Annotated in this window: 28 protein-coding genes, 1 other RNA gene and 1 pseudogene; 15 read left to right on the top strand and 15 right to left on the bottom strand. The window is 69.9% G+C overall.

The window, feature by feature from the left end; all coding sequences use genetic code 11:
• The 7 genes and pseudogenes from GXW76_RS19545 to GXW76_RS19515 all read right to left on the bottom strand — a co-directional run.
• Positions 1-817 (bottom strand): annotated as a pseudogene (locus tag GXW76_RS19545) (peptidoglycan -binding protein); the annotation flags it as partial.
• Positions 818-1,071: 254 nt separating this feature from the next.
• Positions 1,072-2,208 (bottom strand): flagellar motor protein MotA, encoded by a 1,137-nt coding sequence (locus GXW76_RS19540; RefSeq protein WP_211863780.1) that lies wholly within the window; start codon positions 2,206-2,208, stop codon positions 1,072-1,074.
• Positions 2,205-2,732, bottom strand: coding sequence for an OmpA family protein (locus GXW76_RS19535; protein WP_211863779.1), 528 nt, complete (start codon positions 2,730-2,732; stop codon positions 2,205-2,207). The genes GXW76_RS19540 and GXW76_RS19535 overlap by 4 nt, the downstream gene beginning before the upstream one ends.
• Positions 2,729-3,574 carry an inositol monophosphatase family protein gene (locus GXW76_RS19530; RefSeq protein WP_211863778.1) on the bottom strand — a complete coding sequence of 282 codons (846 nt, stop codon included), beginning with the start codon at positions 3,572-3,574 and terminating at the stop codon, positions 2,729-2,731. Before GXW76_RS19530 ends, GXW76_RS19535 begins: the two co-directional genes overlap by 4 nt.
• 155 nt (positions 3,575-3,729) lie before the next feature.
• Positions 3,730-4,035: a hypothetical protein gene (locus tag GXW76_RS19525; RefSeq protein ID WP_211863777.1), complete on the bottom strand. Its 306-nt coding sequence runs from the start codon at positions 4,033-4,035 to the stop codon at positions 3,730-3,732.
• Positions 4,036-4,155: 120 nt separating this feature from the next.
• Positions 4,156-4,722: an elongation factor P gene (efp, locus tag GXW76_RS19520; RefSeq protein ID WP_211863776.1), complete on the bottom strand. Its 567-nt coding sequence runs from the start codon at positions 4,720-4,722 to the stop codon at positions 4,156-4,158.
• A gap of 132 nt (positions 4,723-4,854) precedes the next feature.
• Positions 4,855-6,219 (bottom strand): Cdc6/Cdc18 family protein, encoded by a 1,365-nt coding sequence (locus tag GXW76_RS19515; protein WP_211863775.1) that lies wholly within the window; start codon positions 6,217-6,219, stop codon positions 4,855-4,857.
• Between the two features lie 328 nt (positions 6,220-6,547).
• Here GXW76_RS19515 and GXW76_RS19510 point away from each other — a divergent pair, with 328 nt between their 5' ends.
• Entirely contained in the window at positions 6,548-7,108 is a 561-nt protein-coding gene (locus tag GXW76_RS19510; protein ID WP_211863774.1) for a transposase, read from the top strand.
• Between the two features lie 206 nt (positions 7,109-7,314).
• The gene (locus GXW76_RS19505; RefSeq protein ID WP_211863773.1) at positions 7,315-8,202 is read left to right on the top strand and encodes a DMT family transporter; all 888 of its coding nucleotides are present in this window, start codon (positions 7,315-7,317) and stop codon (positions 8,200-8,202) included.
• Positions 8,203-8,298: 96 nt separating this feature from the next.
• Here GXW76_RS19505 and GXW76_RS19500 read toward each other — a convergent pair whose 3' ends face one another.
• Positions 8,299-9,285 (bottom strand): lysine-2,3-aminomutase-like protein, encoded by a 987-nt coding sequence (locus GXW76_RS19500; protein WP_211863772.1) that lies wholly within the window; start codon positions 9,283-9,285, stop codon positions 8,299-8,301.
• Between the two features lie 48 nt (positions 9,286-9,333).
• Here GXW76_RS19500 and epmA point away from each other — a divergent pair, with 48 nt between their 5' ends.
• The 3 genes from epmA (at position 9,334) to GXW76_RS19485 (ending at position 11,436) form a co-directional block, all read left to right on the top strand.
• A complete protein-coding gene (epmA, locus tag GXW76_RS19495; protein ID WP_246514537.1) occupies positions 9,334-10,356 on the top strand; it encodes an EF-P lysine aminoacylase EpmA in 1,023 nt (340 codons plus the stop codon).
• A gap of 67 nt (positions 10,357-10,423) precedes the next feature.
• Positions 10,424-11,125 (top strand): hypothetical protein, encoded by a 702-nt coding sequence (locus GXW76_RS19490; RefSeq protein WP_211863770.1) that lies wholly within the window; start codon positions 10,424-10,426, stop codon positions 11,123-11,125.
• Between the two features lie 2 nt (positions 11,126-11,127).
• Positions 11,128-11,436, top strand: a complete 309-nt coding sequence (locus GXW76_RS19485; RefSeq protein WP_211863769.1) for a c-type cytochrome — start codon at positions 11,128-11,130, stop codon at positions 11,434-11,436.
• A 321-nt stretch (positions 11,437-11,757) separates the two neighbouring features.
• Here GXW76_RS19485 and GXW76_RS19480 read toward each other — a convergent pair whose 3' ends face one another.
• Together GXW76_RS19480 and GXW76_RS19475 are read right to left on the bottom strand one after the other, a co-directional pair.
• Positions 11,758-12,603 carry a TauD/TfdA dioxygenase family protein gene (locus tag GXW76_RS19480; RefSeq protein ID WP_211863768.1) on the bottom strand — a complete coding sequence of 282 codons (846 nt, stop codon included), beginning with the start codon at positions 12,601-12,603 and terminating at the stop codon, positions 11,758-11,760.
• 24 nt (positions 12,604-12,627) lie between these two features.
• The gene (locus GXW76_RS19475) at positions 12,628-13,362 is read right to left on the bottom strand and encodes an FkbM family methyltransferase (RefSeq protein ID WP_211863767.1); all 735 of its coding nucleotides are present in this window, start codon (positions 13,360-13,362) and stop codon (positions 12,628-12,630) included.
• A gap of 123 nt (positions 13,363-13,485) precedes the next feature.
• On the opposite strand from GXW76_RS19475, the gene GXW76_RS19470 reads away from it, so the two are divergent.
• The 3 genes from GXW76_RS19470 (at position 13,486) to GXW76_RS19460 (ending at position 16,117) form a co-directional block, all read left to right on the top strand.
• Complete coding sequence (locus GXW76_RS19470) at positions 13,486-13,791, top strand: DUF1330 domain-containing protein (protein WP_211863766.1); 306 nt, start codon at positions 13,486-13,488, stop codon at positions 13,789-13,791.
• 221 nt (positions 13,792-14,012) lie between these two features.
• Entirely contained in the window at positions 14,013-15,674 is a 1,662-nt protein-coding gene (locus GXW76_RS19465) for an L-lactate permease (protein ID WP_211863765.1), read from the top strand.
• Between the two features lie 56 nt (positions 15,675-15,730).
• Positions 15,731-16,117 carry a DUF1330 domain-containing protein gene (locus GXW76_RS19460; RefSeq protein WP_211863764.1) on the top strand — a complete coding sequence of 129 codons (387 nt, stop codon included), beginning with the start codon at positions 15,731-15,733 and terminating at the stop codon, positions 16,115-16,117.
• 10 nt (positions 16,118-16,127) lie between these two features.
• Here the strand turns inward: GXW76_RS19460 and thiE are convergent, their stop codons facing one another.
• Positions 16,128-16,778, bottom strand: a complete 651-nt coding sequence (gene thiE, locus GXW76_RS19455) for a thiamine phosphate synthase (RefSeq protein ID WP_211863763.1) — start codon at positions 16,776-16,778, stop codon at positions 16,128-16,130.
• Between thiE and GXW76_RS19450 the strand changes: the two genes are divergently transcribed.
• Positions 16,766-17,182 carry a VOC family protein gene (locus GXW76_RS19450; protein ID WP_211863762.1) on the top strand — a complete coding sequence of 139 codons (417 nt, stop codon included), beginning with the start codon at positions 16,766-16,768 and terminating at the stop codon, positions 17,180-17,182. The genes thiE and GXW76_RS19450 overlap by 13 nt on opposite strands.
• A gap of 15 nt (positions 17,183-17,197) precedes the next feature.
• Here GXW76_RS19450 and GXW76_RS19445 read toward each other — a convergent pair whose 3' ends face one another.
• From GXW76_RS19445 to GXW76_RS19435, 3 genes are all read right to left on the bottom strand, one after another.
• Positions 17,198-18,469, bottom strand: coding sequence for a tetratricopeptide repeat protein (locus GXW76_RS19445; protein ID WP_211863761.1), 1,272 nt, complete (start codon positions 18,467-18,469; stop codon positions 17,198-17,200).
• A 100-nt stretch (positions 18,470-18,569) separates the two neighbouring features.
• A complete protein-coding gene (locus tag GXW76_RS19440; protein ID WP_211863760.1) occupies positions 18,570-19,490 on the bottom strand; it encodes a class I fructose-bisphosphate aldolase in 921 nt (306 codons plus the stop codon).
• Positions 19,491-19,557: 67 nt separating this feature from the next.
• Positions 19,558-20,022: a hypothetical protein gene (locus GXW76_RS19435; RefSeq protein WP_211863759.1), complete on the bottom strand. Its 465-nt coding sequence runs from the start codon at positions 20,020-20,022 to the stop codon at positions 19,558-19,560.
• A gap of 88 nt (positions 20,023-20,110) precedes the next feature.
• On the opposite strand from GXW76_RS19435, the gene GXW76_RS19430 reads away from it, so the two are divergent.
• The 6 genes from GXW76_RS19430 to GXW76_RS19405 all read left to right on the top strand — a co-directional run bounded on the left by GXW76_RS19430 (position 20,111) and on the right by GXW76_RS19405 (position 24,385).
• Positions 20,111-20,335: a hypothetical protein gene (locus GXW76_RS19430; protein WP_211863758.1), complete on the top strand. Its 225-nt coding sequence runs from the start codon at positions 20,111-20,113 to the stop codon at positions 20,333-20,335.
• Positions 20,335-20,673 (top strand): cell division protein ZapA, encoded by a 339-nt coding sequence (locus GXW76_RS19425; RefSeq protein WP_211863757.1) that lies wholly within the window; start codon positions 20,335-20,337, stop codon positions 20,671-20,673. The genes GXW76_RS19430 and GXW76_RS19425 overlap by 1 nt, the downstream gene beginning before the upstream one ends.
• A 9-nt stretch (positions 20,674-20,682) precedes the next feature.
• Positions 20,683-20,838: non-coding RNA, 6S RNA (ssrS, locus tag GXW76_RS19420), on the top strand.
• A gap of 369 nt (positions 20,839-21,207) precedes the next feature.
• Positions 21,208-21,807 (top strand): 5-formyltetrahydrofolate cyclo-ligase, encoded by a 600-nt coding sequence (locus GXW76_RS19415; protein WP_211863756.1) that lies wholly within the window; start codon positions 21,208-21,210, stop codon positions 21,805-21,807.
• Positions 21,804-22,625 carry a TIGR00282 family metallophosphoesterase gene (locus GXW76_RS19410; RefSeq protein ID WP_211863755.1) on the top strand — a complete coding sequence of 274 codons (822 nt, stop codon included), beginning with the start codon at positions 21,804-21,806 and terminating at the stop codon, positions 22,623-22,625. Before GXW76_RS19415 ends, GXW76_RS19410 begins: the two co-directional genes overlap by 4 nt.
• Positions 22,622-24,385, top strand: a complete 1,764-nt coding sequence (locus GXW76_RS19405; protein ID WP_211863754.1) for a solute carrier family 23 protein — start codon at positions 22,622-22,624, stop codon at positions 24,383-24,385. The genes GXW76_RS19410 and GXW76_RS19405 overlap by 4 nt, the downstream gene beginning before the upstream one ends.
• Before the next feature lie 289 nt (positions 24,386-24,674).
• Here GXW76_RS19405 and rsmD read toward each other — a convergent pair whose 3' ends face one another.
• On the bottom strand, positions 24,675-25,244 hold the full coding sequence (rsmD, locus tag GXW76_RS19400) for a 16S rRNA (guanine(966)-N(2))-methyltransferase RsmD (RefSeq protein ID WP_211863753.1): 570 nt from the start codon (positions 25,242-25,244) through the stop codon (positions 24,675-24,677).
• Between the last annotated feature and the right edge of the window lie 219 nt (positions 25,245-25,463).

The following is a 25,463-nucleotide window of genomic DNA, read 5'->3' as shown; positions in this document are numbered from 1 at the left end:
GGGCACGCTCCTCCGCCTCGGCACGGGCGAGGGCCTGCTGCGCCTGGCGTTCCAGGTCGTCGCGCAGCGCCGTCAGCGCCTGCACCTGCTGCGTCAGCCGCGCGAGGTCGGCGAGCCGCGCCTCGATCGTCGCGCGGTCGGCGCGCACCTGCCGGTCGAGCGCCATCGCCTCGTTGCGCAGCGCTTCCAGTTCCTGCCGCGCGGCGTTGAGTTGTGCCGCCGTCGTCGCCGCCTGGCGTTCCACCGCGGCGCGGCGCTGCTCGGCCTCGGATAGGCCGCGGCGCGTCTCCGTGAGGTCCCGCGCCGTCCGCGCGGCATCGCCGCCGACCCGCTCGGCGCGCGCGAGCGCCTCTCCCAACTGGCGTTCGAGCGTGGCGACACGCTCGGCCGCCGCGCGGTCGGCGAGGCCCAGGTCGGCGATGCGCGCGACCAGCCGTTCGCGTTCGGCGCGCGCGGTGTCGCGCTCGACCGCCAGGCGCTCGCGTTCCTCGCGCGCCTCGGTCAGCGAACGCACCGCCGTATCGCGCGCGGCTGCGGCGGCGGCGAGTTCCTCCCCGGCGCGGGAGAGGTTCGACCGCAGTTCCTCCGCCTGGCCGCGTTCCAGCGCCAGCAGTTCGGCGAGTTCAGCCACCTGGCGGTTCAGCCGGTCCAGCGCGCGGTCGCGCGTGCTCAGCGCGACCGACAGGAACCCCTGCGCCAGCACGAAGACCAGCAGCACGAAGATGATGACCATGAGCAGCGTGGACAGCGCATCCACGTAGCCCGGCCAGACATCGAGGCCACCTCGGCCACGGCGTCGGTCGGCGGAACGGGCCATGGGGCGTCAGGCCGCGACGGCCGGCAGCCGGGAGGGCGCTGCCCTCCCGGACCCACCCGCCAAGGGCCGAAAGGCCCTTGGAACCCAATACATGGCTGGTTGGCGGGAGGGGCAGAGCGGTGCCTCCGACGCCGGCGGTCGCGTCGTGTCCCTCCCGCCAACCAGCCATTGTGACGGTGTCCAGAGGCCTTTCGGCCTCTGGCGGGGGGTACAGGGGGGCGGCGTCCCCCTGGCGGCGACCGCTTCGCGCCCTGTCACCGCGGCTGTTCCTCGGCGATCGCCGCGATGGTCCGGGTCAGGATCTTGATCTCGTTGCGCAGTTCCGCGGTCATCTGGCTGCGGCCCTGGTTCACGTCCTCGGCGAGGCGCGCGAGGTGGAGCTCGAGGTTGCGGATGTGGCTGCGCGTCGCGTCGTCGATCGCCGGCATCGCCTGCGCGTCGGCCAGCCGCGACAGCGCGGGCGCGAGGCCCGACTGCCCTTCGGCGACGCGCAGCATCAGGGCGTTGTTGGCGCGCATCTGCTCGGTCAGCACGGTCAGGCGTTCGGTCAGCGTCACCAGGGCGCGCGATGTCTCGGCGCGACCGTCCTCCCCACGGGCGAGGATGGTCTGGAGCCCTTCCATGTTCTCGGCGGTCTGCTCGAGCAGCGCGCTGACATAGGCGGGAATGGAGCCCTCCGCCTCATGCCCCAGCGGGCCGGAGGAGAGGCGGGTCAGCCCCGCGAGCCATTCCTCCAGCTCATTGGTGAAGCGGTTCTGCGCCTGCCCGGCAGTGAGATCGAGGAACCCCAGCACCAGCGCCCCGGCGAGGCCGAGCATGGACGTCGAGAACGCCGTCCCCATCCCCTGCAGCGGTCGCGCCAAGCCGGCCTTGAGCTGATTGAAGAGCTGGTTCAGGTCCCCCGAGCCGACGCTCATGTTCCCGATCACGTCCGCCACGGACCCGATCGTCAGCAGCAGCCCCCAGAAGGTCCCGAGCAGCCCGAGGAAGATCAGCAGCCCGGTCATGTAGCGGGACAACTCCCGCGTCTCGTCCAGCCGCGACAGGATGCCGTCCATCACGCTGCGCAGCGCGAGAGCCGAAAGCGACACCCGCTCGCTCCGCCGCGCGGACAGCATGGAGGCCATGGGCGCGAGCAGCTTCGGCTGCACCGGCGCCTCCGCCCCGCGCACGGAGCGGAACCCTTCGAGCCACGCCACCTCATGCCGCAGCGACAGCACCTGGCGCAGGTTCCACACCACGCCGAACAGCAGCACCGCGAGGATCACGCCGTTGAGCACCGGATTCGCGGCGAAGGCGTGCTGCAGCTGGTCGAACAGCGCCGCGGTTACCAGCGCCACGCAGGCGAGGAACCCCAGCATCCGCCACAGGAACACCATCGGCTGCGTCATCGGCCCCCCCGCGCCTCCGCATTCGGGCTTGCCACGCCGGGGGGCAGCACGTCCACCCGGTCCACCCCCGCGGCGAGCCGCCCGAGCGGCCTGAGGTCGATCCGCGTCGGATCGAGCCCACCCGCCACCAGCGCCGCCTTCACCGCCTGCGCGCGCGCCAGCGAGGCCCGCCGCGCCATCGAAACATCATTCGCCGGCCCGCTCACCTGCGCCTCCACCGTGACGCGCCCGGCGGGCAACGTGGCGAAGGCGCGCCCCAGCGACTCCAGCGCGCGCAACTGGGCGGCATCGGGGGCATCCCCGAACGGCGCCAGCCGCACCGCGCCCCCGGGCATCGTCTCCATCCCGGGCGGCAGGGGTGGGCCGGCGGGCGGCGGCTGCGGAACCATCGCCGCGCCCTCGGGCGCGAGGCGCGCCGGCGCCGGCGGGGCCGGGGCGGGCTCGGGCAACACCTCGGCCGGCTGGTCCTGCGCGCGCACGGCGGCAGGCAGCGTAAGCGCGACGAGGAAGGCCCGCCGCCTCATCCGGCCTGGTGCGCCTTCACTGCGGCGATGCCCTCGGCCACCACGTCCCGCAGCTTCGGCTGCAGGAACTGGTTGCCCGCGACGACATTGCCGGTCGCATAGGGGTCGCCGCCCTCCGGATCGGTGCTGAAGCCGCCCGCTTCCTTCACCATGACCAGCCCCGCGGCGATGTCCCACTTCTTCAGCCCGAGTTCCCAGAACCCTTCGTACCGCCCCGCCGCCACCCAGGCGAGGTCGAGCGCCGCCGCGCCGAAGCGCCGCACGCCCGCCACATGCGGCATGACCCGGTGCAGGATGGAGGAGAATTCCGCCTTCCGCGGCACGCTCGCGAAGGGAATGCCGGTCGCGAAGACCGCATCCCGCATCTCCCGCCGCCCCGAGACGCGCAGCCGCCGGTCATTGAGGAACGCGCCCACGCCCTTCTCCGCCCAGAACAGCTCATCCGAGGCAGGGTTGTAGATCACGCCGGCCATGATCTCGGTCCTGTCGGCATCGATCCGCTTCTCGATGCCGACGGAGATCGCCCAATGCGGGATCCCGTGCAGGAAATTGGTGGTGCCATCCAGCGGATCGACCACCCAGCGCCATTCCCAGTCGGCATTCCCGGACTCGCCCGACTCCTCCATCAGGAAGGCGAAGTTCGGACGGGCGCGGGACAGTTCCTCCTTCAGCGTCTGCTCGGCGCGCAGGTCGGCGGAGGAAACGAAGTCCGACGGACCCTTCACGCTGACCTGGAGCTGCTCGACCTCGCCGAAATCGCGCAACAGGCGGCGCCCCGCCTTGCGGACGGCCGAGGTGACAACCTGCATGGCAGGCGAAAGACGCGAGGAGACGGGCGGCATGAGCGGACGGACCTTACGGGAGAAAGAGCGAGCGGAGGGTTAGCGGATGGGGGGCGCGCAGGCCAGGGGGACGCGGCGCGCTCAGGCCAGGGGGCGCCGCCCCCTGGACCCCCGCCGGGGGCGTGCGCGCCCCCGGACCCGCGGGACTTGAAGGACTAGCGGCGGCCGGCGCGATTGACGGGGCCGCCGCGGTTCATCGGCGTGCCAGGGCGGATGCCGGGGCCCGGGGCACCGGCGCCCACGCCAGGGGCGACACCGACACCGGGGGCGCCGACGCCGGGGGCGACACCGACACCAGGGGCGCCGACGCCGGGCGCGGCGCGCAACACCACGCCGGGACGCGCAACGCAGCCGGCAGGGACGCCGACATACTGGCAATAGACCTGCGCCCGGGCGGGCGAGGCGAAGCCCACCCCGGCAGCAAGGCCAAGCACGGAAAGCACGACCGAGCGCTGGCGCATCGACGCCATCCTCCCCGCGCGGCGCGCGGCATGCGCGCCGGGAGCAGGCAGACTAGGCGGAAATGGCGCCGGGCAGGGCGCGAAACGCCGCGAGGCGCCGGGCAGGCCGGCGCCCGCGCATCACTTCGCGCGTTCGTAATACGTCCCGTCGGCGGTCTTCACGACGATCTTCTCCCCCGCCGTGATGAAGGGCGGCACCATCACCTTCACGCCGTTCGACATGACCGCGGGCTTGTAGGAGGAAGACGCGGTCTGGCCCTTCACCACCGGGTCGGCCTCGACCACTTCCAGCGTCACCGTCTCGGGCAGGTCCATGGAGACGGGCTCGCCTTCGATCAGCTTGACGTTGACCGTCATGTTTTCCTGCAGATAGGGCAGGCGGTCGCCGAGGATGTCCTGCGGGACCATGGTCTGCTCGAAGCTTTCCGGGTCCATCAGCACCAGGTTGGTGCCGTCGATGTAGGAGTAGGTGAACTCCTTGTCCTCGGTGGTCAGGCGCTCGACCGTGTCGGCCGTCCGCCAGCGCTGGTCCTTCTTGGCGCCGGTCTTGACGTTCCGCATCTCCACCTGGATGACCGCCGCGCCCTTCCCCGGGATCATGATGTTCTGCTTGAGGATGGTGTAGCGAGCCCCTTCGAACTCGATGACCATGCCGGCACGCATCTGGTTGGCTTGCATCTTTGCCATGGGGGCGGCTTTCCTAGCTTTTCGCAGCAGTACGAGATCGGGGCCGCGATACACCGTGGTGCCGGGGAAGGGCAAGGTGGGCGCCTCCATCTGGCCGCCTGCAGCCTTGCCTATCCTATTAATGGCGGTGCTTTACGCCTTCGATGCTCCATCAAACAAATTGAAACGGCCTGCAATCGCAGCGATCCCGCGAAGGCTGTAGTGCACGCGTCGGCCCTCCTGGCTCTTCGCCAAAAGATGCTGCTTGTGAAATTTAGATAGATAGTTACTCGAGAAATCTTGCCCGGAATTCAACCCATATAATTTGAATTCACTTTGGGTTGCCGTCCCGTTCTCTCCAATCCTCTTTAGAACATCACGCTCTTTATGGCGGAGGCCAAGATTATTTATCTCTTCGGATATTATCTTTCGGACTATATCCATTGAATGATTGCTGGGGATCTGATTGTTGACTAAGACGCTTCCAATTAGCGTGTCAATACGAGTTCGGATTGCGGTGCCGCCGAGCTTATCTAGTGAGCCAATCTGCTTCATGATTGCCGAGCGTGCCTGTGAGACGAATTCAGTGCATATGCTCGAGGCGTATTTAAAAACAAACCGAATCTCACCAAGGGAGGATTCATATAAAAAATCATGAACATCCTGAGTTAGCGGCGCTTTGCCTTTCTCAGCTTGATGAAATCGCTCGACACGACGATCAATTGCTGTGTGGAGCTCGTCGGCTGTGATGGGGGTCAACTCAATTCCCCCGGTCATGCGCTCCGCCACTCTTGGGTCCAATACCTGGATCAAACTACTCAGCCCAGTCTGCCCGATCACAATCCACCAAATATTTTCAATTGTGAAGAAGGTGTCACGAAAACTCATGAGAATGGCGCTGATTCCTTCATCATCAAGATTCTCGGCATTGTCTAAAGCAATAAAGATGCCGTCGATATCGAGTAACGTAACTGCTTCCTCGACAATGCTTGACAATATAATTTGAAGTACTTCGAAAGATGAATCTTTTGGTGCTGGTAGTTGTACCTGCTTTCCTCCCCCGCCTCCGAATCCGGCAATAGAAAGAGAGAAATTAAAGCCACCTCCGCGTTTGCCATTTAGCCACTCAAAAATTTCATAGGCCTTGCCGGGTATCGCGAAAGATCTCGATTTGCAAAATTCTGCTATATTTCTACATGTATTATGAAGAACCCTTAGGGCGATATCAATGCTTTTGTCGCCTGTCTGGATGGAGCAGAGTGATCGAGCGGATATGATTTTCTTTCCAAATGCGGCTTCACCCGATTCCATCAAGTATTGCTGAACATTGAAGAAGCTAGTTTTTCCGACTCCGGGCAATCCTGAAATAAGTATCGTTCCGCGATTTGCGGACTCAATGATGGTGCCAAATTTAATACCATCTTCTACGCGACCTATAAGTAAATCAACATCGTCTTTTGTGGGCTTCAAAGGATTCGCGTCATATGGATTCTTGGAGAATCCGAGAGTTTCCCACATTTTGTATATCCTCCGTCACTTTCTATGCGGCCTTGCTGTATTAATTCCTGGTGTGTTGGGCCGCGGGGCACTTTATCCAGGGAGGAGCTTAGCGATCTGAGAAGAGTTAGCTGATGCCCTGTTTCGACGCTAGGGTGTAGGCGCTGGCCGCTAAGCAGAATTTCGCAATAATGAAGCATCGGCTCCCTTCCGAAAATGGTGCAAGGGCACCGCTACCGTGCCGCTAGAGCTGTCTGCGCTTTTTTTCTCCTGCGATCCTCCCTCGAACTTTCTGTTCGATCGAAATTCGGGATAGATAGTAGGAAAAAAAGCCTATACTCGATCTTGAATGCGCCCCCACCCCTTCCACCCCCTCACCGACGCCGAATTCGCCCTCCTCTCCCGCCACCTCCCCAGCCCCGAGAACCGCCGCGGCCGCCCGCCCGCCGACCGGCGCCGCACGCTGAACGCCATCTTCTGGGTCGCCTGTTCCTCCGGCCCCTGGAAGGACCTGCCTGCCGAATACGGCCGCGCAGACACCGCCCACCGCACGCTCCGCCGCTGGGCGAAGTCCGGCCACATGGACCTCCTCCTCACCCTCGTCGCCAACCGGGACCGCGGGAAGGACAAAATTCTAAACGCCCTCGCCTGGCGCATCTGCCGCGCCTGGCGCCGCATCTCCCGCATCGTCGGCCTCGGCAGCCTGCTGCTCGCGAAGCGCCTCGCCCTGCGCCCGGCCCTGCCGGCGCACCCGCGCTTCCTGCCCGACGCGGATTTGTCCGAAACCGTACGGCGCTTATCCAGGGCAGCCGCCAAAAACGCCCCGGGGCAGCCCCCCGGCATCTTCGCCGCCCTCGCGAAGACCATGTCCCTCGCCGGTGGCCGCCCCCGTTACTGGAGGCTCCGCTGACCCGCGCCCCGCGCGCGCCAATCCCTTCCACCCCCACCCCCCGCCCACCGGAATTTGCCCAAAACCCGCCGGGGTCCGGGGAGGCGCCGGCCTCCCCGGCGGGGGGCCGGGGGCAGAGCCCCCGCCTCGCGCCACCCCGCGGAATGGACACATCCCCTACCGCATCGCACCCTGGCGCCGTCCACCGCCGGGGTCTTCATCATCGCGTGTCTCAGTTCCAGGCTCCGCCGCAGCGCATTCTCCTCGGCATACTCTTCATGTGTTCGGCGGGCGTGCTCTTCGCCGTCATGGGCGGCGTGGCGAAGCAACTCGGCGCGGACTACTCCTCCCTGCAGGTCTCCTGGGCGAGGGCCTTCGGCCACATCGTCTTCCTCCTGATCTTCTTCCTGCCGCGCCACGGCTTCGGCGTCTTCCGCACGCGCCGGCCCTTCACGCAGCTTGCGCGCTCGGCGCTGCTCTTCACCTCGAACCTCTGCCATTTCTTCGCGATCACCTTCATCCCGCTGGCGAAGGCGGCCTCGATCAGCCTGACGGCGCCGTTGATCGTCACGCTGCTCGCCGGCCCCATCCTCGGGGAACGCACGACCAGGGCGCGCCTGGTCGCGTTGTTCTGCGGCTTCGGTGGCGTGCTCTTCGTGATCCGCCCGGGCAGCGAGGTCTTCCACTGGGCCTCGCTCTTCGTCGTGCTCAGCGCGACCTGCTACGGCGTCTACCAGATCCTCACCCGCCTGGTGTCCGGGATAGAAAGCCCCGAGACCTCAACGCTCTACAGCAGCGTCGTCGGCGCCTTCGGCATGCTGCTGGTGATCCCCTTCGTCTGGATCACGCCGACCACCGCCTTCGACATCGCGCTGTTCTGCGCCGTCGGCATCCTCGGCGCGCTCGGGCATTACTGCGTGGCGTTCGCCTTCGGGTATGGGCCGGCGAACATCATCTCGCCCTTCCAGTATTTCCAGCTTCTGGGCTCGGTCGCCGTCGGCAACCTGTTCTTCGGGGAATTGCCGGATGCCTTCATGTGGCTGGGTGCGGCCATCATCATCGGCTCGGGCCTCTATATCGGCTGGTCCCAGACGCGGAAGCCGAAGGCGCCATGATGGGGCCGGCGCGTCATGACAGGGTTCGGCGGCGCTCCGCGCTCTCGCGCCTGCCTCTCGCCAGCGGGTGGCGCGACGGAACGCGCGGGCGGCGCATCAGGTCGAACCGACCGGCACCTTCCCCCCGCCCTGAGGGGTCTCCTTCACATAAGCCGGCAGCGCGATCCCCGAGATCCGCCCGCGGAGCGACCGCATCAGCGCCAGCCCCTCGGCTTCCGGCACCACGAAGCGCGCCGTGCCCGGCGCGGGGTCCATGGAGTGCAGGTAGTAAGGCTTCACCCGCGCCCGCAGCATGGCGCGGAACAGGGCTTCCAGCGCCTCCGCGCTGTCGTTCACCCTGCGCAGCAGGACGGACTGCCCGAGCAGCGGCACCCCCGCATCCGCCAGCCGGTTCAGCGCGTCCATCGCGGCCGGCGCGAATTCCCGCGCATGGTTGGCATGCACCGCGAGGAATACGGGCTTGCCCACCCGCAGCGCCCCCAGCATCGCCGCGTCGATGCGCGACGGCTCGGACACCGGCACGCGGCTGTGGATGCGCAGCGTCTCGATATGCGGCACCGCGGCGAGCCGGGACAGGATCGCCCCCAGCCTGCGGGGGCTCAGCATGAGCGGATCGCCGCCCGTCAGGATGGCCTCGCGAATGGCCGGCATGCGCTCGAACCAGGCGAGCGCGGCGTCCAGCTCGGCTTCCGTCAGCAACCCGCCATCCGGCCCGACCACCTCCCGCCGGAAGCAGAAGCGGCAATACACCGGGCAGGCGAGCAGCGGCTTCAGCAGCGCCCGGTCGGGATACCGGTGCACCACCCCCTTCACCGGGGTGAAGGGCGCGTCGGCGGTGGGGTCCTCGATCTCGTGCGGCGCGGTGATCAGTTCGGCCGCGTCGGGGATGTATTGCCGCACGATGGGGTCGGCCGGGTCGGAGGGGTCCATGAGCCCGGCGACATGCGGCGTGACCGAGATCGAATACCGTTCCGCCACCCGCGCGGCATCGGCCTCGGCCGCGGGCGCGATCAGCCCGGCCTGGCGCAGCGCGGCCGCGCTGCGCAGCGTGCGTCCCTGGCGTGTCGCGTCACCGTCCGGCATGGTCGCGGCCCCTACCGGATCGCCGGTCTTCCTTCAATGCCGGAACCCATGCCGACGCCCCCCTGGATGCCCGAGCGCCTGGCCGCGCGCCTGCCCTTCCTCCACCGCCGGGCCGAACTCACCGCCGCCACCCGCCGCTTCTTCACGGATCGCGGCTACCTGGAGGTGGAAACCCCCTGCCTGGTCCCCGCCCCGGGGGCGGAGGTCCATATCCGCGCCTTCGCCACCCGCTTCGAACCCCATCTCGGCGCGGGGGAGGGGCGGCCGCTCTGGCTGCGGACCTCGCCGGAACTGGCGATCAAGCGCCTTCTGGCCGGGGGCTGCGGCCCGGTCTTCGAACTGGCGCGGGTCTGGCGCAACGGTGAATTGTCCGCCCACCACGCCCCCGAATTCACCATGCTGGAGTGGTACCGCCCCGGCCTGTCGTTCGAGGGCCTGATGGAGGAAACCGAAGCCTTCGTCCGCGCCGTCTGCCCCCCCGTGGTCGAGCATGGCGGCATCCGGACGGACCTGACGCGGCCCTTCGAGCAACTGACCATGCAGGAGGCCTTCGCCCGCCACTGCAACGGGTTGGACCTGCTGGCGACCGAGGGCGACACGGTCCGCTTGCGCGCCGCCGCCTCCGCCGCCGGCTTCCCGCCGAGGGAAGGGGAAGGCTGGGAGGACCTGTTCTTCCGCCTGCTCCTGGAACGCGTGGAACCCGCCATCGGCCGCGACCGCGCGACCTTCCTGACCCATTGGCCGGCGCCGCAGGCCGCACTCGCCCGCCGCGACCCGACGGACCCGCGCGCCGCGCTGCGGTTCGAGTTGTTCGTCGCCGGGATCGAACTGGCGAACGCCTTCGACGAACTCACCGACGCCGCCGAGCAACGCGCCCGCTTCCACGAAGCCAACGAGGAACGCCGCCGGCTCACCGGCGAGCACGGCTGGGAGGTGGACGAGGACTTCATCGCCGCCCTGGATCATGGCCTGCCGCCGACCGCTGGCATCGCGCTGGGCTTCGACCGTCTGGCGATGCTGGCCTCCGGCGCGCCCTCGGTGGAGGACGTGCTGTGGCTGCCTCTGTCATGACCCTGCGGGTTGCGTCCGCCCCCCTTGTCGCGTCTATAGGCCCCGGTTCGGGACAAGTTCGGAACGCATGGCGATCGGATCGAAATACAGCCGCGAACGGCGGCGCCGCCGCGGGCAGTTCGTGCTGCGCGTGGCGAAGTGGCTGGTGGTGCTCGGGATCTTCCTGGGCCTCGGCGTGGCCGCGTATCGGACGGGGCTCGAACTCGCCAACTCGGAGGTCACCCGGCTCGAGGCGCGGCTCGATGAGGTCGCGACCGAAGCGCGTGACTACCAGATGCGCAATGCCCGCCTGGACAGCGAGCTGCGCCAGGCGCGCGAGGCCAATGCTGCCCTGCAGCGCCGCTACGACCGCGACGTGCCGACCGGCGACGCAGCGGCGCTGTTCTCGCTCGCCCAGCAGCGCATCGCCTCCGGCCTGCCGCGCGCCCGCGTCGAGCAGGTGCTGCGCGACGCCGCCCCGGTCCGCCGCTGCGAGGGCCGCGGCCAGTCCCGCCGCTTTGCCGTCGCCTACGGCCCGCGCGTGCCGGAGAATACGGGCTTCGAACTGCTCGACGGCCTGGTGCGCGTCGTGGTGAGCGCGCCGAATCAGACCGACGACCTGGCCCGCGCCGCGAGCGTGGTGGTGACGGTCGCCGGCGCCGACCCGGTGACGCTGACCGGCCTGCCGCAGCGCCATCCGGTGGTGCTGGGCAATGCCGAGATGACGCTGAACGTGATCAGCGAGATCCGTGGCTTCGCGACCGTCTCGCTGACGACCTGCGGAGGCTGAGGATGCGCGCGGTGTTCGCCCTGGCCCTGGTCCTCGCCGCCTGCGCCCCGCGCGACGAGGGCGACACCGCCCGCGGCCAGCGCCTGGCGCAGGAACGCTGCGCCGGCTGCCACGCCGTCGGCCGCACCGGCACGAGCCCGCGCCCGACCGCGCCCGCCTTCCGCGACCTGCACAACCGATACCCGGTGGACCAGCTCGCGGAGGCGCTCGCCGAGGGCATCGTCACCGGCCACCCGGACATGCCCGAGCAATCCTTCAGCCCGGAGGAGGTGAACGCCCTGATCGCCTACCTCCGCAGCCTGGAACGGTAGCGGCTGCGCCCGCCGACCGAAGGAACCACCTTCGCGCGGCGGCCCTCGGACAAGGGGATTTCGTCCGGACCAGCCGGACGAAGCGTGCCGATGCCGTCATCGGCATGTCTCGGCGGCACGGCGCGCGGGGCCGGCGGGGCGGCCGCGCGCAAGACGAAGACCCTGATGTCGAACCGGCCGAATGGCTGGCGAATATCGTACGCCCGGCATCAATGCCGGGCGCATCCGCATGCAGGGCCGGTGGGGCGGCCGCGTGCAAACGAAAGGGATTACGGGCGGCAGCGATCGCTCACTCGGGGTCGAAGGTCGCTGCCGTCCGTATCAGACCGGCACGTCGCCGAGCAGGGTGATGCGGTGCATTTCCCGCCGATGGCCGTGGTAGTCGTTCACCGGGTAGTGCTGGACCGACCGGTTGTCCCAGAACGCGACCGAGCCCGGCGCCCAGCGGAAGCGACAGGTGAATTCCGGCCTGGTGATGTGGGCGAAGAGGAAGTCGAGCAGAGGCTTCGATTCCTCCACCGTCCAGCCATCGAAGTGGGAGGTGTGGCCGAGGTTGACGTAGAGCGACTTCCGCCCCGTCTCGGGATGCGTGCGCACCACGGGGTGGCTCGCTTCCAGCACCTCCGCGTTCGTCACCGCGCCGCGTTCCTTCTGGCGGTCCTCGCGCGTCTTGGACGCATCCGCCTTCTTCGAGGAATTGATCGCGCGCAGCCCGTCGAGCGTCGCGCGCAGCCCGGGCGAAAGCGCCTCATAGGCCGCGCGCGCATCGGCGAAGAGCGTGTCGCCGCCGGCAGGCGGCGTTTCGCGCGCGATCAGGATCGTCGCCATCGGCGGGCGTTCCAGATAGGCCGTGTCGGAATGCCAGACGCCGCCGAAGTTGATGCGCTCGTGCGGTTCCTTGATGACGGGCGTGATTTGCGAGAAGCCGTCCAGCCCGCGCACGAAGGGGTATTCGACCGGCGTGCCGAAGCGGCCGGCGAAATCCAGGAACTGCCGCGGCGGCAGCTTCGCGTCGCGCAGGAAGAGCACGCCGTGATCGAGCCAGATGGCGCGGAGTTCCGCGATGGTGGCGTCGTCGAAAGCGCCGTCGAATTCGAGGCCCGAGACCTCCGCCCCGCAGGATCCCGAGGCTCGCGTCACGGTCAGCCGCTGCGCAGTTATGGACATGGTTCCCTCCGTCTGGGCCGGAGGTTACGCCGCCCCTCGCAACCGCGCCAGGAGGGCCGCCGCCTCCTCTCGCGGCAGGGCATAGAAGACGAAGACGTAGGGATCCGACGCCTCGAAGACCGAGGGGTCGGGAGAGGCGCGCTGCATGGTCGCGCGATCCAGCGCCGCGATCGGAAACCATTCGCCGCGCAGTTCGAACAGCACCTCGTAGCCGAGCGCATCGAGGAATGCCGGCACGGCCCAACTGCTGCCTTCCCGGTGGCGTTCCTCGATCTCGAGCGTCAGCACGGGGCGGCAGCGCAGCAGCGTCTCGCGCGCGCCGCGCAGGATCTCGTATTCCGCGCCCTCGGCATCGACCTTCATCGCCGTCAGGTCGGCGAGGCCGAGATCGTCGAGGCGCCGCAGCGGGACGGTGAACTGCCGGACGGTCACGCGATCCGACAGATGCGTGGCGTAGTCCTTCGCCGTGCTCGCCCACTGTTCCTGTGCGATGCCGTCCAGGACAGGCATGGTGAGGGCGACCTCGCCCGCATGGTCGCCAAGCGCGACGGCGTGCAGTTCCACATGCGCCGGGACGACGCCGAACGCCTCCCGCAGCGCCGCCTGCAGCCGCGCGGCGGCGGCGGGCAGTGGCTCGAAGGCCAGAACGCGGGAGCGCGGCAGGCGGGCGAGCGGGATGGTGATCAGACCGTCATGCGCCCCGACATCGACCAGCGTGCCGGGGCGGTGGAGCAGGGTGTGGAAGGTCGTCTCGTCCATGCCTTGGAACGCGTAGCCGCTCGCGCCTCCGCAGGCGAGCGTAACCTGCGGAGGCGGAACATCGTGACGGCGCGCCGCCCCGCCGGCCATGATCGGCGCGCGTCATGCAGGAGGAGCCCGGCCATGCCCAGGGGTTACTGGATCGCCTTTGCCGACGTCACCGACCCGGAGGGCTACAAGGCCTATGTCGCAGCCAATGCTGCGGCCTTCCGCAAATATGGCGGGCGCTTCCTCGTGCGCGGCGGGGGCGCCGAGACGCCGGAGGGCCATCCGCGCTCCCGCGTCGTGGTCATCGAGTTCCCGACCCATGCCGCGGCGCTGGAATGCTATGCCTCACCCGAATACGCGGCGGCGATGGCGCTGCGCCAGGGTAAGTCCGTCATGGATCTGGCCATCATGCCTGGCTACGAGGGGCCGCAACCGGATTAGGAGGGCGGTGACCGGCCGCTCATGCGCCCCGGGATCGACCAAGGTGCCGAGGTGGCGGGGCGCGGAAGGCGGTTTCGCCGATGGCGGCGGCTCGCATTCCATCGCTTCGCTTGCATCCCGCCCGGGCAAGGGATCAATCTGAGCATACATGCCGGGTTCCCGCCGCGTCGTGGCCAATGCCGCGCACGCATGCGCTTCTTTCCCAGGAGAGGGACGTCGGCATGTGGAACCAAGTCTACGATCCCTTCGGCAACGCGACGCTGTCCACCATCGCGGCGGCGGTGCCGGTGGTCACGCTGCTGGCGCTGATCGCGTCGGGGAAGGTGCAGGCGCATCTCGCCGCCGTGGTGGCGCTGGTGGTGGCCCTGGCGGTGGCGATGCTGCTCTTCACCATGCCGGCGGGGCTGGCGGCGCGGGCCGCGATCTACGGCGCGGCCATCGGGCTGTTTCCGATCGGCTGGATCATCCTGAACGTGATCTTTCTCTACCGGCTGACGGTGGAGAAGGGGTGGTTCCAGATCCTGCAGCAATCGATCGGCGGCATCACGCCTGACCGCAGGCTCCAGCTGCTGCTGATCGCCTTCTCCTTCGGCGCCTTCTTCGAGGGCGCCTCCGGCTTCGGCACCCCGGTCGCGGTGACGGGTGCGATCCTGATCGGGCTCGGCTTCTCGCCGCTCGCCGCATCGGGGCTGTCGCTGATCGCGAATACCGCCCCGGTGGCCTATGGCGCGCTGGGGACGCCGATCGCGGGGCTGGCCAGCGTCACCGGGATCGATCCCTACGTGCTCGGTGCCATGGTGGGGCGGCAATTGCCGTTCTTCTCGCTGATCGTGCCGTTCTGGCTGATCGCGGTCTTCGCGGGCTGGCGGGGCATGGTGCAGATCTGGCCGGCGATCCTGGTCTGCGGGGTGTCCTTCGCCGTTCCGCAGTTCCTGATCTCCAACTTCGTGAACCCTTGGATCGTCGATATCGGCGCCTCGATCATCTCGATGATCTGCCTGGTCGGTTTCCTGCAGGTCTGGCAGCCGAAGAAGGTCTGGGCATCCCCGGCGCTGCGCATGCACGACACCTCCGCCGACACCATGCCGCCGCCACCCGAGCCCGTGACCGCGACGCGGGACCAGGTCGTCTGGGCCTGGGTGCCGTGGGTGATCCTGTCGGTGATCGTCGCAATCTGGGGCACCGGCTGGTTCAAGGCCGCGGTCAATCCGACCTTCACCTGGAACTACGCGGTGGAGGGGCTGCACAACCTGGTCCAGAAGGTCCCGCCCGTGGTGGCGCGCCCGGCGACGGAAGGGGCCGTCTTCGCCTTCACCTGGCTGTCCTTCACCGGCACGGGCATCCTGATCGCGGCGATCATCGCCGGCTTCGTGATGGGCTTTTCCCCGATCAAGCTGATCGGCGCCTATGGGCGGACGCTGTGGGTGGTGCGCAAGTCGCTCATCACCATCGCGGCGATGCTGGCGATCGGCACGCTGACACGGTTTTCCGGCATCGATGCGACGCTCGGCCTGGCCTTCGCGGGGACGGGGCTGCTGTATCCCTTCTTCGGCACGCTGCTCGGCTGGCTTGGCGTGGCGCTGACGGGGTCCGACACCGCATCCAACGTGCTGTTCGGCGGCTTGCAGAAAGTGACGTCCGAACAGCTCGGCCTTTCGCCGGTGCTGATGAGCGCTGCCAATTCCTCCGGCGGCGTGATGGGCAAGATGATCGACGCCCAGTCGATCGTCGTGGCCTCCACCGCGACGAATTGGTTCGGGCACGAGGGCACGATCCTGCGCTTCGTGTTCTGGCATTCCATCGTGCTGGCCTGCCTGGTGGGCGGGCTCGTGATGCTGCAGGCCTATGTGCACCCCTTCTCGGCGATGGTGATACAACCATAGCCGCGCGGACTTCACGCCGTATGCCGGGTTCCTTCCACCAGTGGGGAGGTCGAAGCATGCACTCTCACGTCAAGATCGGATTGGCCGCGCTACTGGGGTTCGGGATGGGGGCGGCGGCCATGCAGGGGCTGCGCGCGCAGCCCCATCCGCCGGCCTATGTCATCTCGGAGATCGAGGTGACGGACGCGGATGCCTACCTGCGGGACTACGTGCCCCTCGCGAACCGGGCGCTGGCCGAGAGCGGCCAGAGGCGGCTCGTTTCCGGGGGCAGGACGGTCGCTCTGGCGGGCGCGCCGCCGGCGTCGCGCATCGTCGTCTCGGTCTTCGACAGCCTTGAGAAGGCGCAGGCGGCCTATACCTCCCCCGCCTATCTGGAAGCGCGGAGGATCGGCGACAGGTACGGCAGGCTGCGCATCTTCGCGGTCGAGGGCCTGCCGCAATAGGCGTGGGTCGTCAGGCCGCCGCGATCGCCGCGTTCATCGCCTTCACGCCGGCGGCGGGCCCGTCCGGATGGTTCCACACCGCGCCGACCACGGCGAGGAAATCCGCCCCCGAGCGCACCAGCGGCGCGCAGTTCTGCGCGGTGATGCCGCCGATGGCGACGCAGGGGATCTCCATCATCTCCGACCACCATTCGAGGATGTCGGGCGTGGCGTGATGCAGCACCTCCTTGGTGTCGGTGGGGAAGAAGGCGCCGAAGGCGACGTAGTCGGCGCCGAGTTCCCCCGCCTCCATCGCGAGGTGCCGCGACGCGTGGCAGGTGATGCCGAGGATCTTCCCCTCGAGCAGCTTCCGCGCGCCCGCATGGTCGCCGTCGGTCTGGCCGAGATGCGCCCCGTCGCAGCCGAGCGCGTGGGCGAGCTTCGCGTCGTCGTTGAGGATGAAGGCCACGTCGTGCGCGTGGCAGACGGGCATCAGCGCCTCGGTCGCGCGCTTCACATCGTCCGGCGCGGCGTCCTTGAGGCGCAGCTGCAGGCAGGCGACGTCGCCGGCATCGAGCGCGGCGGCCAGGTCATCACGAAACCGCACGAGGTCGAGCCGGGGCGGCGTGATCAGGTAGAGTCGGCAGCCTGCCGAGGAGCCGCCCTGAGATGCCGCATTCATCCGCCGTGATTCCCTGCCTGCGCTATGACGACCCCAAGGCCGCGATCCGCTTTCTGACCGAGGCCTTCGGCTTCGTCGAGAAGCTGGTTGTCCCCGGCCCGGATGGCGGGCTGATCCATGCCGAGTTGTCCTACGGAGAGGGCGAGCACCGCGGCCTGGTGATGCTGGGCGGCGCCGACCGCGCCTTCTTCGACATGAGGCTGCCGAAGCAGGCCGGCGGCGTCACGGACTGCCTCTATGTCGTGGTGAAGGATGCCGACGCGCATTGTGCCAGGGCGCGGGCGGCGGGGGCCGAGATCCTCGAAGGCCCGCTCGACCGCGACTACGGCTCGCGGGAATACGTGGCGCGCGATCCCGGCGGGTATCTGTGGGATTTCGGGACCTACGATCCCTGGAAGGTGTGACGGCGCGCCGCGATCTCAGTTCAGCACAAGGTCCGGGCCGAAGAGTTCCGAGACCTGTTCCCCGATGCGCGGGCGCGACTGCCGCGCGGTGGCCGCGTCGGCCGCGGCGCCGGCCTCATTGCCTTCCCACTGGCGCAGGATCGCCCGCAGGAACAGGGCCGTCGCAAGCGTCGGTTCACGTTGCAGCGCCTCCGCCAGATCGGCTGCGGCCGTGCCGAGGTCACCGGATGCGAGGGCGATGCCGCCGCGCACCGCATGGGGCCAGCCTTCGCGCGGCCGGGCCGCCGCGGTCGCAAGGGTGCATTCCCCCGCTGTCGCCCCCCGCCGCTGCATCCGGTGCCGGGCCAGGCAGAGGCCCGCCAGCGGTTGTGCGTCCTTCGGTGTCATGCTGAAGGCGGCGAGGAGATCCGGCATCGCCGCCTCCGCCTGACCCCGCGCGATGCGCGCCAGGCCGCGCGCGGTCAGCGCGGCGGCGGCGATGCGCCGGTCGAGCCGGATCGCGGTGTCCTGGTCCGCCACCGCGCCGGCCAGGTCGCCGAGGTCGCCGCGGGCAAGGCCGCGCTCATGGAAGGCCTGCGCATGGCGCGGCCGCAAGCGGAGCAGGGCGTCGTAATCCTCGACCGCGCCCTGCGGATCGCCATTCGCCCGCCGCGCCAGGGCGCGGTTGTGGAAGCCAAGCGCATAGGAGGGATCGAGCCGGATCGCCTCGTCGAAATCCGCAAGCGCCGCCTTGAGGTCACCCAGGTCGTGATGCGCGAGCCCACGGTTACGCCAGGCAAGCGCGAATGAGGGTTGGGCCTTGATGGCCGCGCCGTGGTCCTCGATCGCGCCTGGCAGGTCGCCTTGCTCGCGCCGCGCATTGCCGCGGTTGGTGAGGGAGGAGGCGCTGAACGGATTGATGCGCAGCGCCTCGGTGTAGTCGGCGATGGCGCCCGCCAGGTCGTGCTGGTCACGGCGTGCGTTGCCGCGGTTGGTGAAGGCGCTGGCGTAGTTCGGGTTGACGCGGATCGCTTCGCCGTAATCGGCAATGGCGCCGTCCGTGTCGCCCGCGGCGCGGCGCGACACCCCTCGGTTGTAGAAGGCGATGGCGAGGTGGGGAGGCGAGGTCTCCGGTGACTGGATGATCCAGTCGCAGCCGGCGATCTGCGCCACGCGCGGAAACTCGCTGTCGGTGCCGGCGCACAGGCGTTGCATCCCGGCGCGCAAGGGTGTCTCGGCGACCGCACCGGGGAACAGCACCAGCGGTACGGCCGTCAAGATCAGCCGCCAGAGCCCGGACGGCGTCATGTCTGCCGTCGAACGCTGGCGCGATCGTCACCGGGCGGCGCTTCAACCGCCCGGCGCATTGTCTGCAATGCCGGGGCAGCGGACTGTCCCGGCATTGGCGTCAGGCCTTCGACTTATAGACCTCGATCATCGAGGCGAGCAGCTTCAGCGCCTCGTCCTTCGGCCGCTGGAAGGCGTTGCGGCCGACGATGGAGCCGTTGCCGCCGCCGGCGTGGATCGCGCGCACCTCGTTCAGCAGCGCGTCGGCGCCCTTCGCCTCGCCGCCCGAGAACACCACCAGGCGCCGGCCGTTGAAGCAGGACTGCACCACGTGCTTGATCCGCGCCGCGAGGTCCGAGCCGTCGATCTTGCGCTCGATGTAGACCTTCTTCGCCGCGTCCAGCGACAGCGCGTCGGTCGGCGGCTTCACCTTGATGATGTGGGCGCCGAGCAGGGCGGCCATGTGCGCGGCGTAGGCGCAGATGTCGTAGGCCGTCTCGCCGGTCTTATCGAGCATCGGGCCGCGCGGGTAGGACCACACGACGACGGCGAGGCCGGCGGACTTCGCTTCCTCGGCGAGCTCGCGCAGCTCCTCCATCATCTCGAACTGGTATTCGGAGGACGGGTAGATCGTGAAGCCGATCGCCGAGCAGCCGAGGCGCAGCGCGTCCGCGACCGAGCCCGTCACCGCCTGGTCCTTGGTGGTGGACAGGCTGTTGCTGCTGTTCACCTTGAGGATCGTCGGGATGGAGCCTGCGAAGGTCGCGGCACCCGCCTCGATCATGCCGAGCGGCGCGGCATAGGCGTTCAGCCCTGCCTCGATCGCCAACTCGAAGTGGTAGTGCGGGTCATAGGCCGCGGGGTTCGGGGCGAAGGAGCGGGCCGGGCCGTGCTCGAAGCCCTGGTCCACAGGCAGGATCACCATGCGGCCGGTGCCGCCGAGCTTCCCCTCCATCAGGATGCGGGCGAGGTTGGCCTTCGTCCCGGGATTGTCGCTCTCGTACCAGGAGAGGATTTCCTTCACTCGGCGGGTCAGCTTCATCGCGGCGTCCTTCCTTCAGGCCTTCTGTCTGGTGCAGCACACGCGATACCGCAGGTGCCGCACCCTGTCACGAAGCCGGGGGTGTCGGCGATTCCTGTGGCGCTTCCATGGCGAGCCAGGCGGAAAGCCGCGCGCGGTCGTCGCGCCTGGCCAGGTCGAGCCGCCCGACGTCGAGACTGACCGGACGAGCAGGCAGGATATCCGCGCCGAGTTCGGCCGCCGCGGCTGCGACGGCCGGGAAGGCCAGGCATTCCCCGTCAAGCACGAGCAGCCTGGCGCCCGCGCGCAGCGCCGCTAACGCCGTCCCTGCCGCGTCGCCGCAATCGAGCGCGGCCCGGCAGGGCACGTCCGGATGCCGTCGCATCGCTTCCGCCACAAGCTCGACGAACCAGGCTGGCCCGGCGAAGCCCGCCGCGCCGGGCGCGGACAGCAGCAGCACCCCCTGCGGCCCGGCCGCTGCCAGCGCCGCTTCCGCCCCGGCCAGGGAATGCACCGTCACGGCGGGCCGCCCGATGCTGACACGCGCTGTCACCGTTGACCCCGAGGCCCCTCTCTGCCAAGGCTTCTGCTTGCCGCACGGGCGTCCGCGCGGCAAGCGACGAACGGTCCCAGGGGGCGGATTGAGCGAGGCAGCGGACCCGGTGGCGCAGGCGGCGTCGCGGCTCGAGGCAGCGGTGGAACGCTTGGCGCGTGCCGCCGCGAACCGCCCGGCATTGATGCCGGCGCCGGCGCGCGAGGGCGAGGCTCCGGCTGCCGGCGCCGACCCGGCCGCGGTCGCGGCGCTGGCGCAGCGGCTGGACGAGACCATCGCCCGGCTGCGCGGCGTGCTCGGCGAGGAAGGCTGATGGCCCAGGTCACCGTCCGCGTCGGCGGCTATTCCCACCCGGTGGCCTGCCAGGACGGGCAGGAACGCCACCTGACCAACATGGCCGCCGAGGTGGACCGCCGCATCGGCACCCTCAAGGCCATGGGCATGCAGTTCGGCGAGACCCGCATGCTGCTGCTCGCGGCGCTGCAACTCGCCGACGAGACCGCGGACCTGCAGACGGAGAACGATGCGCTGAAGGCGGGCGGTGCCGTTGCCGCGCCGGCACCGGTCGCACCCGATCCGGCGCTCGCTGACCGCCTGAACCGCCTGGCCGAGGCGATCGAAGGCATTGCGGCAGCCCTGGAGGCAGCCTAGATACCTCAGGCGGGGCTGCCCGGCGCGCCAGGCACTTCATCCCCGGGGCCAATGCACATCCTCCGGGAGCTGGCTCTGCCCGGGCCGTGGTTCGGGTATCTGGCGCCCACCTGCGAAAGCAGGCCTTGGGAGGATGAGACGCCAGCGGCCTATGGTGGCTCCGCACACTAGCTTTCAGGACTGTCCTTGCGATGGTCGGCGCCGGGTGCCGGCCGCTGGCAGGTTTTCTGGTGCCTCAAGCGCCGGCGCGGCCATCCGGCCGCTTGGCTTGCGCGCCATGGACTGGCGCACCGGGCGCCGCGTTCGGGTTGGGCGCGGTCGCGCATGCGCGCTCCCGGCCCGAGGCGGGGCCTCGGGCCGCAGGTTGCACCGATCCGGGCGGCTCGTGGCATCGCCCATGATGCTCCGAGGCAGGGCCTCGGGCCGCGGGTTGCGCCGATCCGGGCGGCTCGCGGCATCGCCCATGACGCTCCGAGGCGGGGCCTCGGGCCGCAGGTTGCACCGATCCTTCCAGGGCGCTTCCTTGTGGGTGCCATGAACGATAGCGCCCCCTACTGCGACGTATTGCTGGCCGAGATGAAGGCCGAGGCGCGCCGGGCCGCGCTCGCGCGCCGCGCCGCGGTGGACCCGGCGGGGAAGGGGGAGGCGCTCGCCGCGGTCATCCTGCGCGACTGCCCGCCACCGCCCGGGGCCCTGGTTTCCGCGTTCTGGCCCATGGGGCCCGAGATCGACATCCGGCCCCTGCTGCACGCGCTGCACGAACGCGGCCAGAAGCTCTGCCTGCCTGTCACCCCGAAGCGCGGGCAGCCGCTGCACTTCCGCCGTTGGGCACCGGGCGAATCGCTCGGCCACGGACCGATGGGAACGCGCCACCCGATCCGCGGCGAGGAAGTGACGCCCGACTGGCTGCTCGTGCCGCTGCTCGCCTTCGACCGCGCCGGCCGGCGCCTCGGCTACGGCGGCGGCTATTACGACCGCACGCTCGCCGCCATGCCAGGCGCCGTGGCGGTGGGGGTTGCCTATGCCGCACAGGAAATGCAGGACCCTCCCGGCGTTCCCGCTGGGCCGGGCGACATGCGGCTGAAGCGGGTGGCAACGGAGAAGGGCGTGGTGGACTGCACGGGGGCTGCGTGAGGATCCTGTTTCTCGGTGACATCGTCGGGCGGTCCGGCCGCGACGCGGCGGTGGAGGCGCTGCCGGGGCTGCGCCGCGACTTCGCGCTCGACCTCGTGGTCGTGAATGCGGAGAACGCCTCGCACGGCTTCGGCCTCTCGCCCGAGATGGCGCGCGCGCTCTTCGCCGTCGGGGCGGACGTGCTCACCCTCGGCAACCACGCCTGGGACCGCAAGGAGATCATCCCCTACATCGAGGAGGAGCCGCGCCTGATCCGCCCCCTCAACTACGCCCCCGGCACGCCGGGGCGCGGGGTGGCCGTGGTGCCGGTGCCGGGCGGGCGCCGCGCCCTCGTGGTGCAGGCCATGGGCCGGCTCTTCATGGAACCGCTCGACGATCCGTTCCGCGCCGTGCAGGCCGAACTCGCCAGGCACAGCCTGGGTGCGCAGGGCAGCGTGCAGGCCGTGGTGGTGGACATCCACGCGGAAGCGACGTCGGAAAAGCAGGCCATGGCCCATTCCTTCGACGGACGCGCCTCGCTCGTCATCGGCACGCACACGCATGTGCCCTCCGCCGATCATCGCATCCTGCCGGGCGGGACTGCCTTCCAGACCGATGCCGGCATGTGCGGCGACTACGACAGCGTCATCGGGATGCAAAAGGGGGGCGCCTCGCTGCGCTTCTGGCGCAAGGTGCCCGTGGAGCGCCTGGCGCCGGCCGAGGGCACGGCGACGCTCTGCGGCCTCTTTGTCGAAACCGACGACGCGACCGGCCTGGCGCGCCGGGTCGCGCCGCTGCGCCTCGGCGGTGGCCTGTCGCAGGCGATGCCGGAGGCATGAGCGCCGCGGCGGGGACACGCCCCCTGGCGGAGCGGCTCGCGGCCTCCTTCTCGCGCGAGGGCGACCGTAACCCGGCCCATGTCCCCGACGTGGTTCTGGGGCTCGAGGACCATGCCTCCCTGCCCAGGACGATCGGCCTGGCGCTGCAGCAGGTGGCGATCCAGTCGATCTACTTCGTGCTGCCCGGCGTCGTCGCCGCCGCCTTCGGCGCCGATCCGCTGGCGGCGACGAACTTCCTCTGCCTCTCGCTCGTCGGCCTTGCCGTCTATGCCGTGCTGCAGGCGCTGACGCGCGGGCCGGTCGGGTCGGGCTACGCCATTCCGGCCATCCCCTCGGCGGTCCTCCTGGCGCCCATGCTCCTTGCCGCGCAGATGGGCGCCGGCATGGCCGAGGCGGCCGCCCTGACGATTCTCGCAGGCGTGGCGATGATGGGCTTCGCGCCGCTGGTGCGCCGCCTCTCCACGCTGATGCCGACGGAGGTGACGGGCGTCGTCGTCTTCCTGATCGGGGCCTCGGTGCTGCCCACGGTGATGAGCCTGCTGCGCTTCGACGCCGCGGCCCCGGCGGCGGCGCTGCCGCAGCTCATCGTCGCGCTGGGCTGCTTCTTCGTCATGGTGGTGCTTGGCGTGCTGCGCAGCGTCGTGGCGCCCTATGCCGTGCTGATCGGCGGCGTCGCGGGGACGGCGGCGGCGCTCGGCATGGGCATGGCGCCGCCGGGGGCGGAGACGCTGCTCGCCGCCGCCCCCTGGTTCGCGGTGCCGCAGCCGCCCTCGCCGCCTGATTTCGGCTTCGGGGCCACGGTGACCGCGCCCTTCCTGCTCTGCCTGATCGCGGCGCTCGCTTCGCTGATCGGCACCGTCGTGGCGTTCCAGCGGGCCACGGACGGAGCCTGGACGCGGCCGGACCCGGGGCCGCTGCGGCGCGGCATCCTGGCCCATGGCCTCGCCATCGCGCTGACCGGCATGGTGGGGGGGATGGGGCCGGCGGCCTCCTCGGCCTGCGTGGGCGTCTCGATCGCCACGCGCACCTTCGCGCGCTCCATCGCGATGGCGGGGGCGGGGATCCTGTTCCTCCTCGCCTTCTGCCCCAAGGCGGCGGCGCTCTTCGTCCTGGTGCCGGCGCCGGTGCAGGCGGCGATGCTGCTCTACGTCGCCGGCTTCATGATGGCGCAGGGCTGCGAGATGGTGGTGGTGCGCACCCTCGACACGCGGCGGACGGTGGTGGCGGGGCTTGGCCTCTCGACCGGGCTCGCGGTGCTGGCGGCGCCCGGCTTCTTCGCCGCCGCCGTGCCGGCGCTGGCGGCGCCCCTGGCGATGGGCGGGCTCGCCGCCTTCCTCGCCAACCTGGTCACGCTGCCGCTGGTCAAGCGGACCCAGGCCTTCACCGTGCCCTTCGGCGCCGGAGCCCCGGACCTGCTGGAGGACCGCTGCTTCGCCATCGGCGGCGCCTGGAGCCTGCGCGGCGAGACGGTGCGCAAGCTGCACCACGCGCTGATCGAGATCGGCGACCTGCTTGCCGGGCGCGGCCTGCGGGAGATGACGGTGACCGCGACGCAGCAGGAGGAGACGGTGGTGCTGGCCGTCGCCTTCGCCGGGGCGCCGCTGCCGCCGCCCGCGCGCCGCCCGCGCCTCGAGGATGCCGAGGCGGGCGGGGATGCGCTCGAGGCGATGTCGCTCTGGCTCGCATTGCGCGAGGCTTCCCGCCACGCGACGCGCAGCACGCCGCAGGGCCAGGAATTGCGGATCGAGTTCCTGGACTGACGCCGGCGGCCGGCCTGATGGATCGTCGTGCCTGCTTTCTCGGGCGCCGTGCGCGGCCTTCGGCGGCTTGCGCACCCCGGACCATCGGGGGGCCGCATGCGCGGCCCCGGCCGGCGTCGAAGGTTGCAGGTCGGGACATGCGGCCGGTGGGATGCTCCGCGCCGCATACGGGCGGCAGCGACCTTCGACCGTGAGTCAGCGATCGCTGCCGCCCGCATCCCCGTTGTCTTGTGCGCGGCGGCCCCATCAGCCCCGCGTGCCGATACGCCTGGCAAGGATGCCGGGCGTTTCAGCAGCCGGGATCGCCGGGCGCGCGCAGCACGTGCAGCATCGCGGCGCCGTGGGCGCGGGCGGCGAGCCGCTCGAAGCCCGGCAGGTCGAGCGCCTCCTGCTCGCCCGTCTCGGCCACGAGGATCGCGGCCGCGCCGATCCAGCCGGCCTTCTCCAGCGCCGCCACGGCGCGCGGCACCAGCCCCTTGCCGTAGGGCGGGTCGAGGAAGATCAGCCCGCAGGGCACCATGGCGCGCGGCGGGCGCGTCGCGTCGGTGGCGAGGACGGCGGTGCGCGCCTCCTCCCCACAGGCGGCGATGTTGGCGCGCAGCGCGGCGAGCGCGATCCGCCCGGTCTCGAGGAACGTGGCGTGGTCGGCGCCGCGCGACAGGGCTTCGAGCCCCAGCGCGCCGGTGCCCGCGAAGGCGTCGAGCACCAACTGGTCCTGGATGGTGGTGCGCCCGCCCCAGGGCGCGTGCCACAGCATGTCGAACAGCGCCTGGCGCACGCGATCGGCAGTCGGGCGAGTCGCTTCGCCCGGCGGCGCTTCCAGCCGCCGGCCGCGATGCCGTCCGGCGATTATGCGCATGTTTTTTTGCCCTCAGGCGCCGGGCGGCGGCCATCCGGCCGCCTTGGCTTCGCGCGGGGAGGGCGCGTTGGCGGCGGCGGGTGGTCGCGCGCGGCAGCACCTTGCGCTCCCGGACCGAGGTGGAGCCTCGGGCCGCAGGGTGGGGTGCATGCGGCGTTGGCGGCGCGGGGCGTCGGGGCACAGGGCCGGGCGGCTGGGGTGCGCGTCGGTTGCGTTCGG

Source organism: Neoroseomonas soli, from assembly GCF_018129065.1.
Taxonomy (GTDB): Bacteria; Pseudomonadota; Alphaproteobacteria; order Acetobacterales; family Acetobacteraceae; genus Neoroseomonas; species Neoroseomonas soli.
This window is presented reverse-complemented; position numbering and strand designations above follow the sequence as displayed.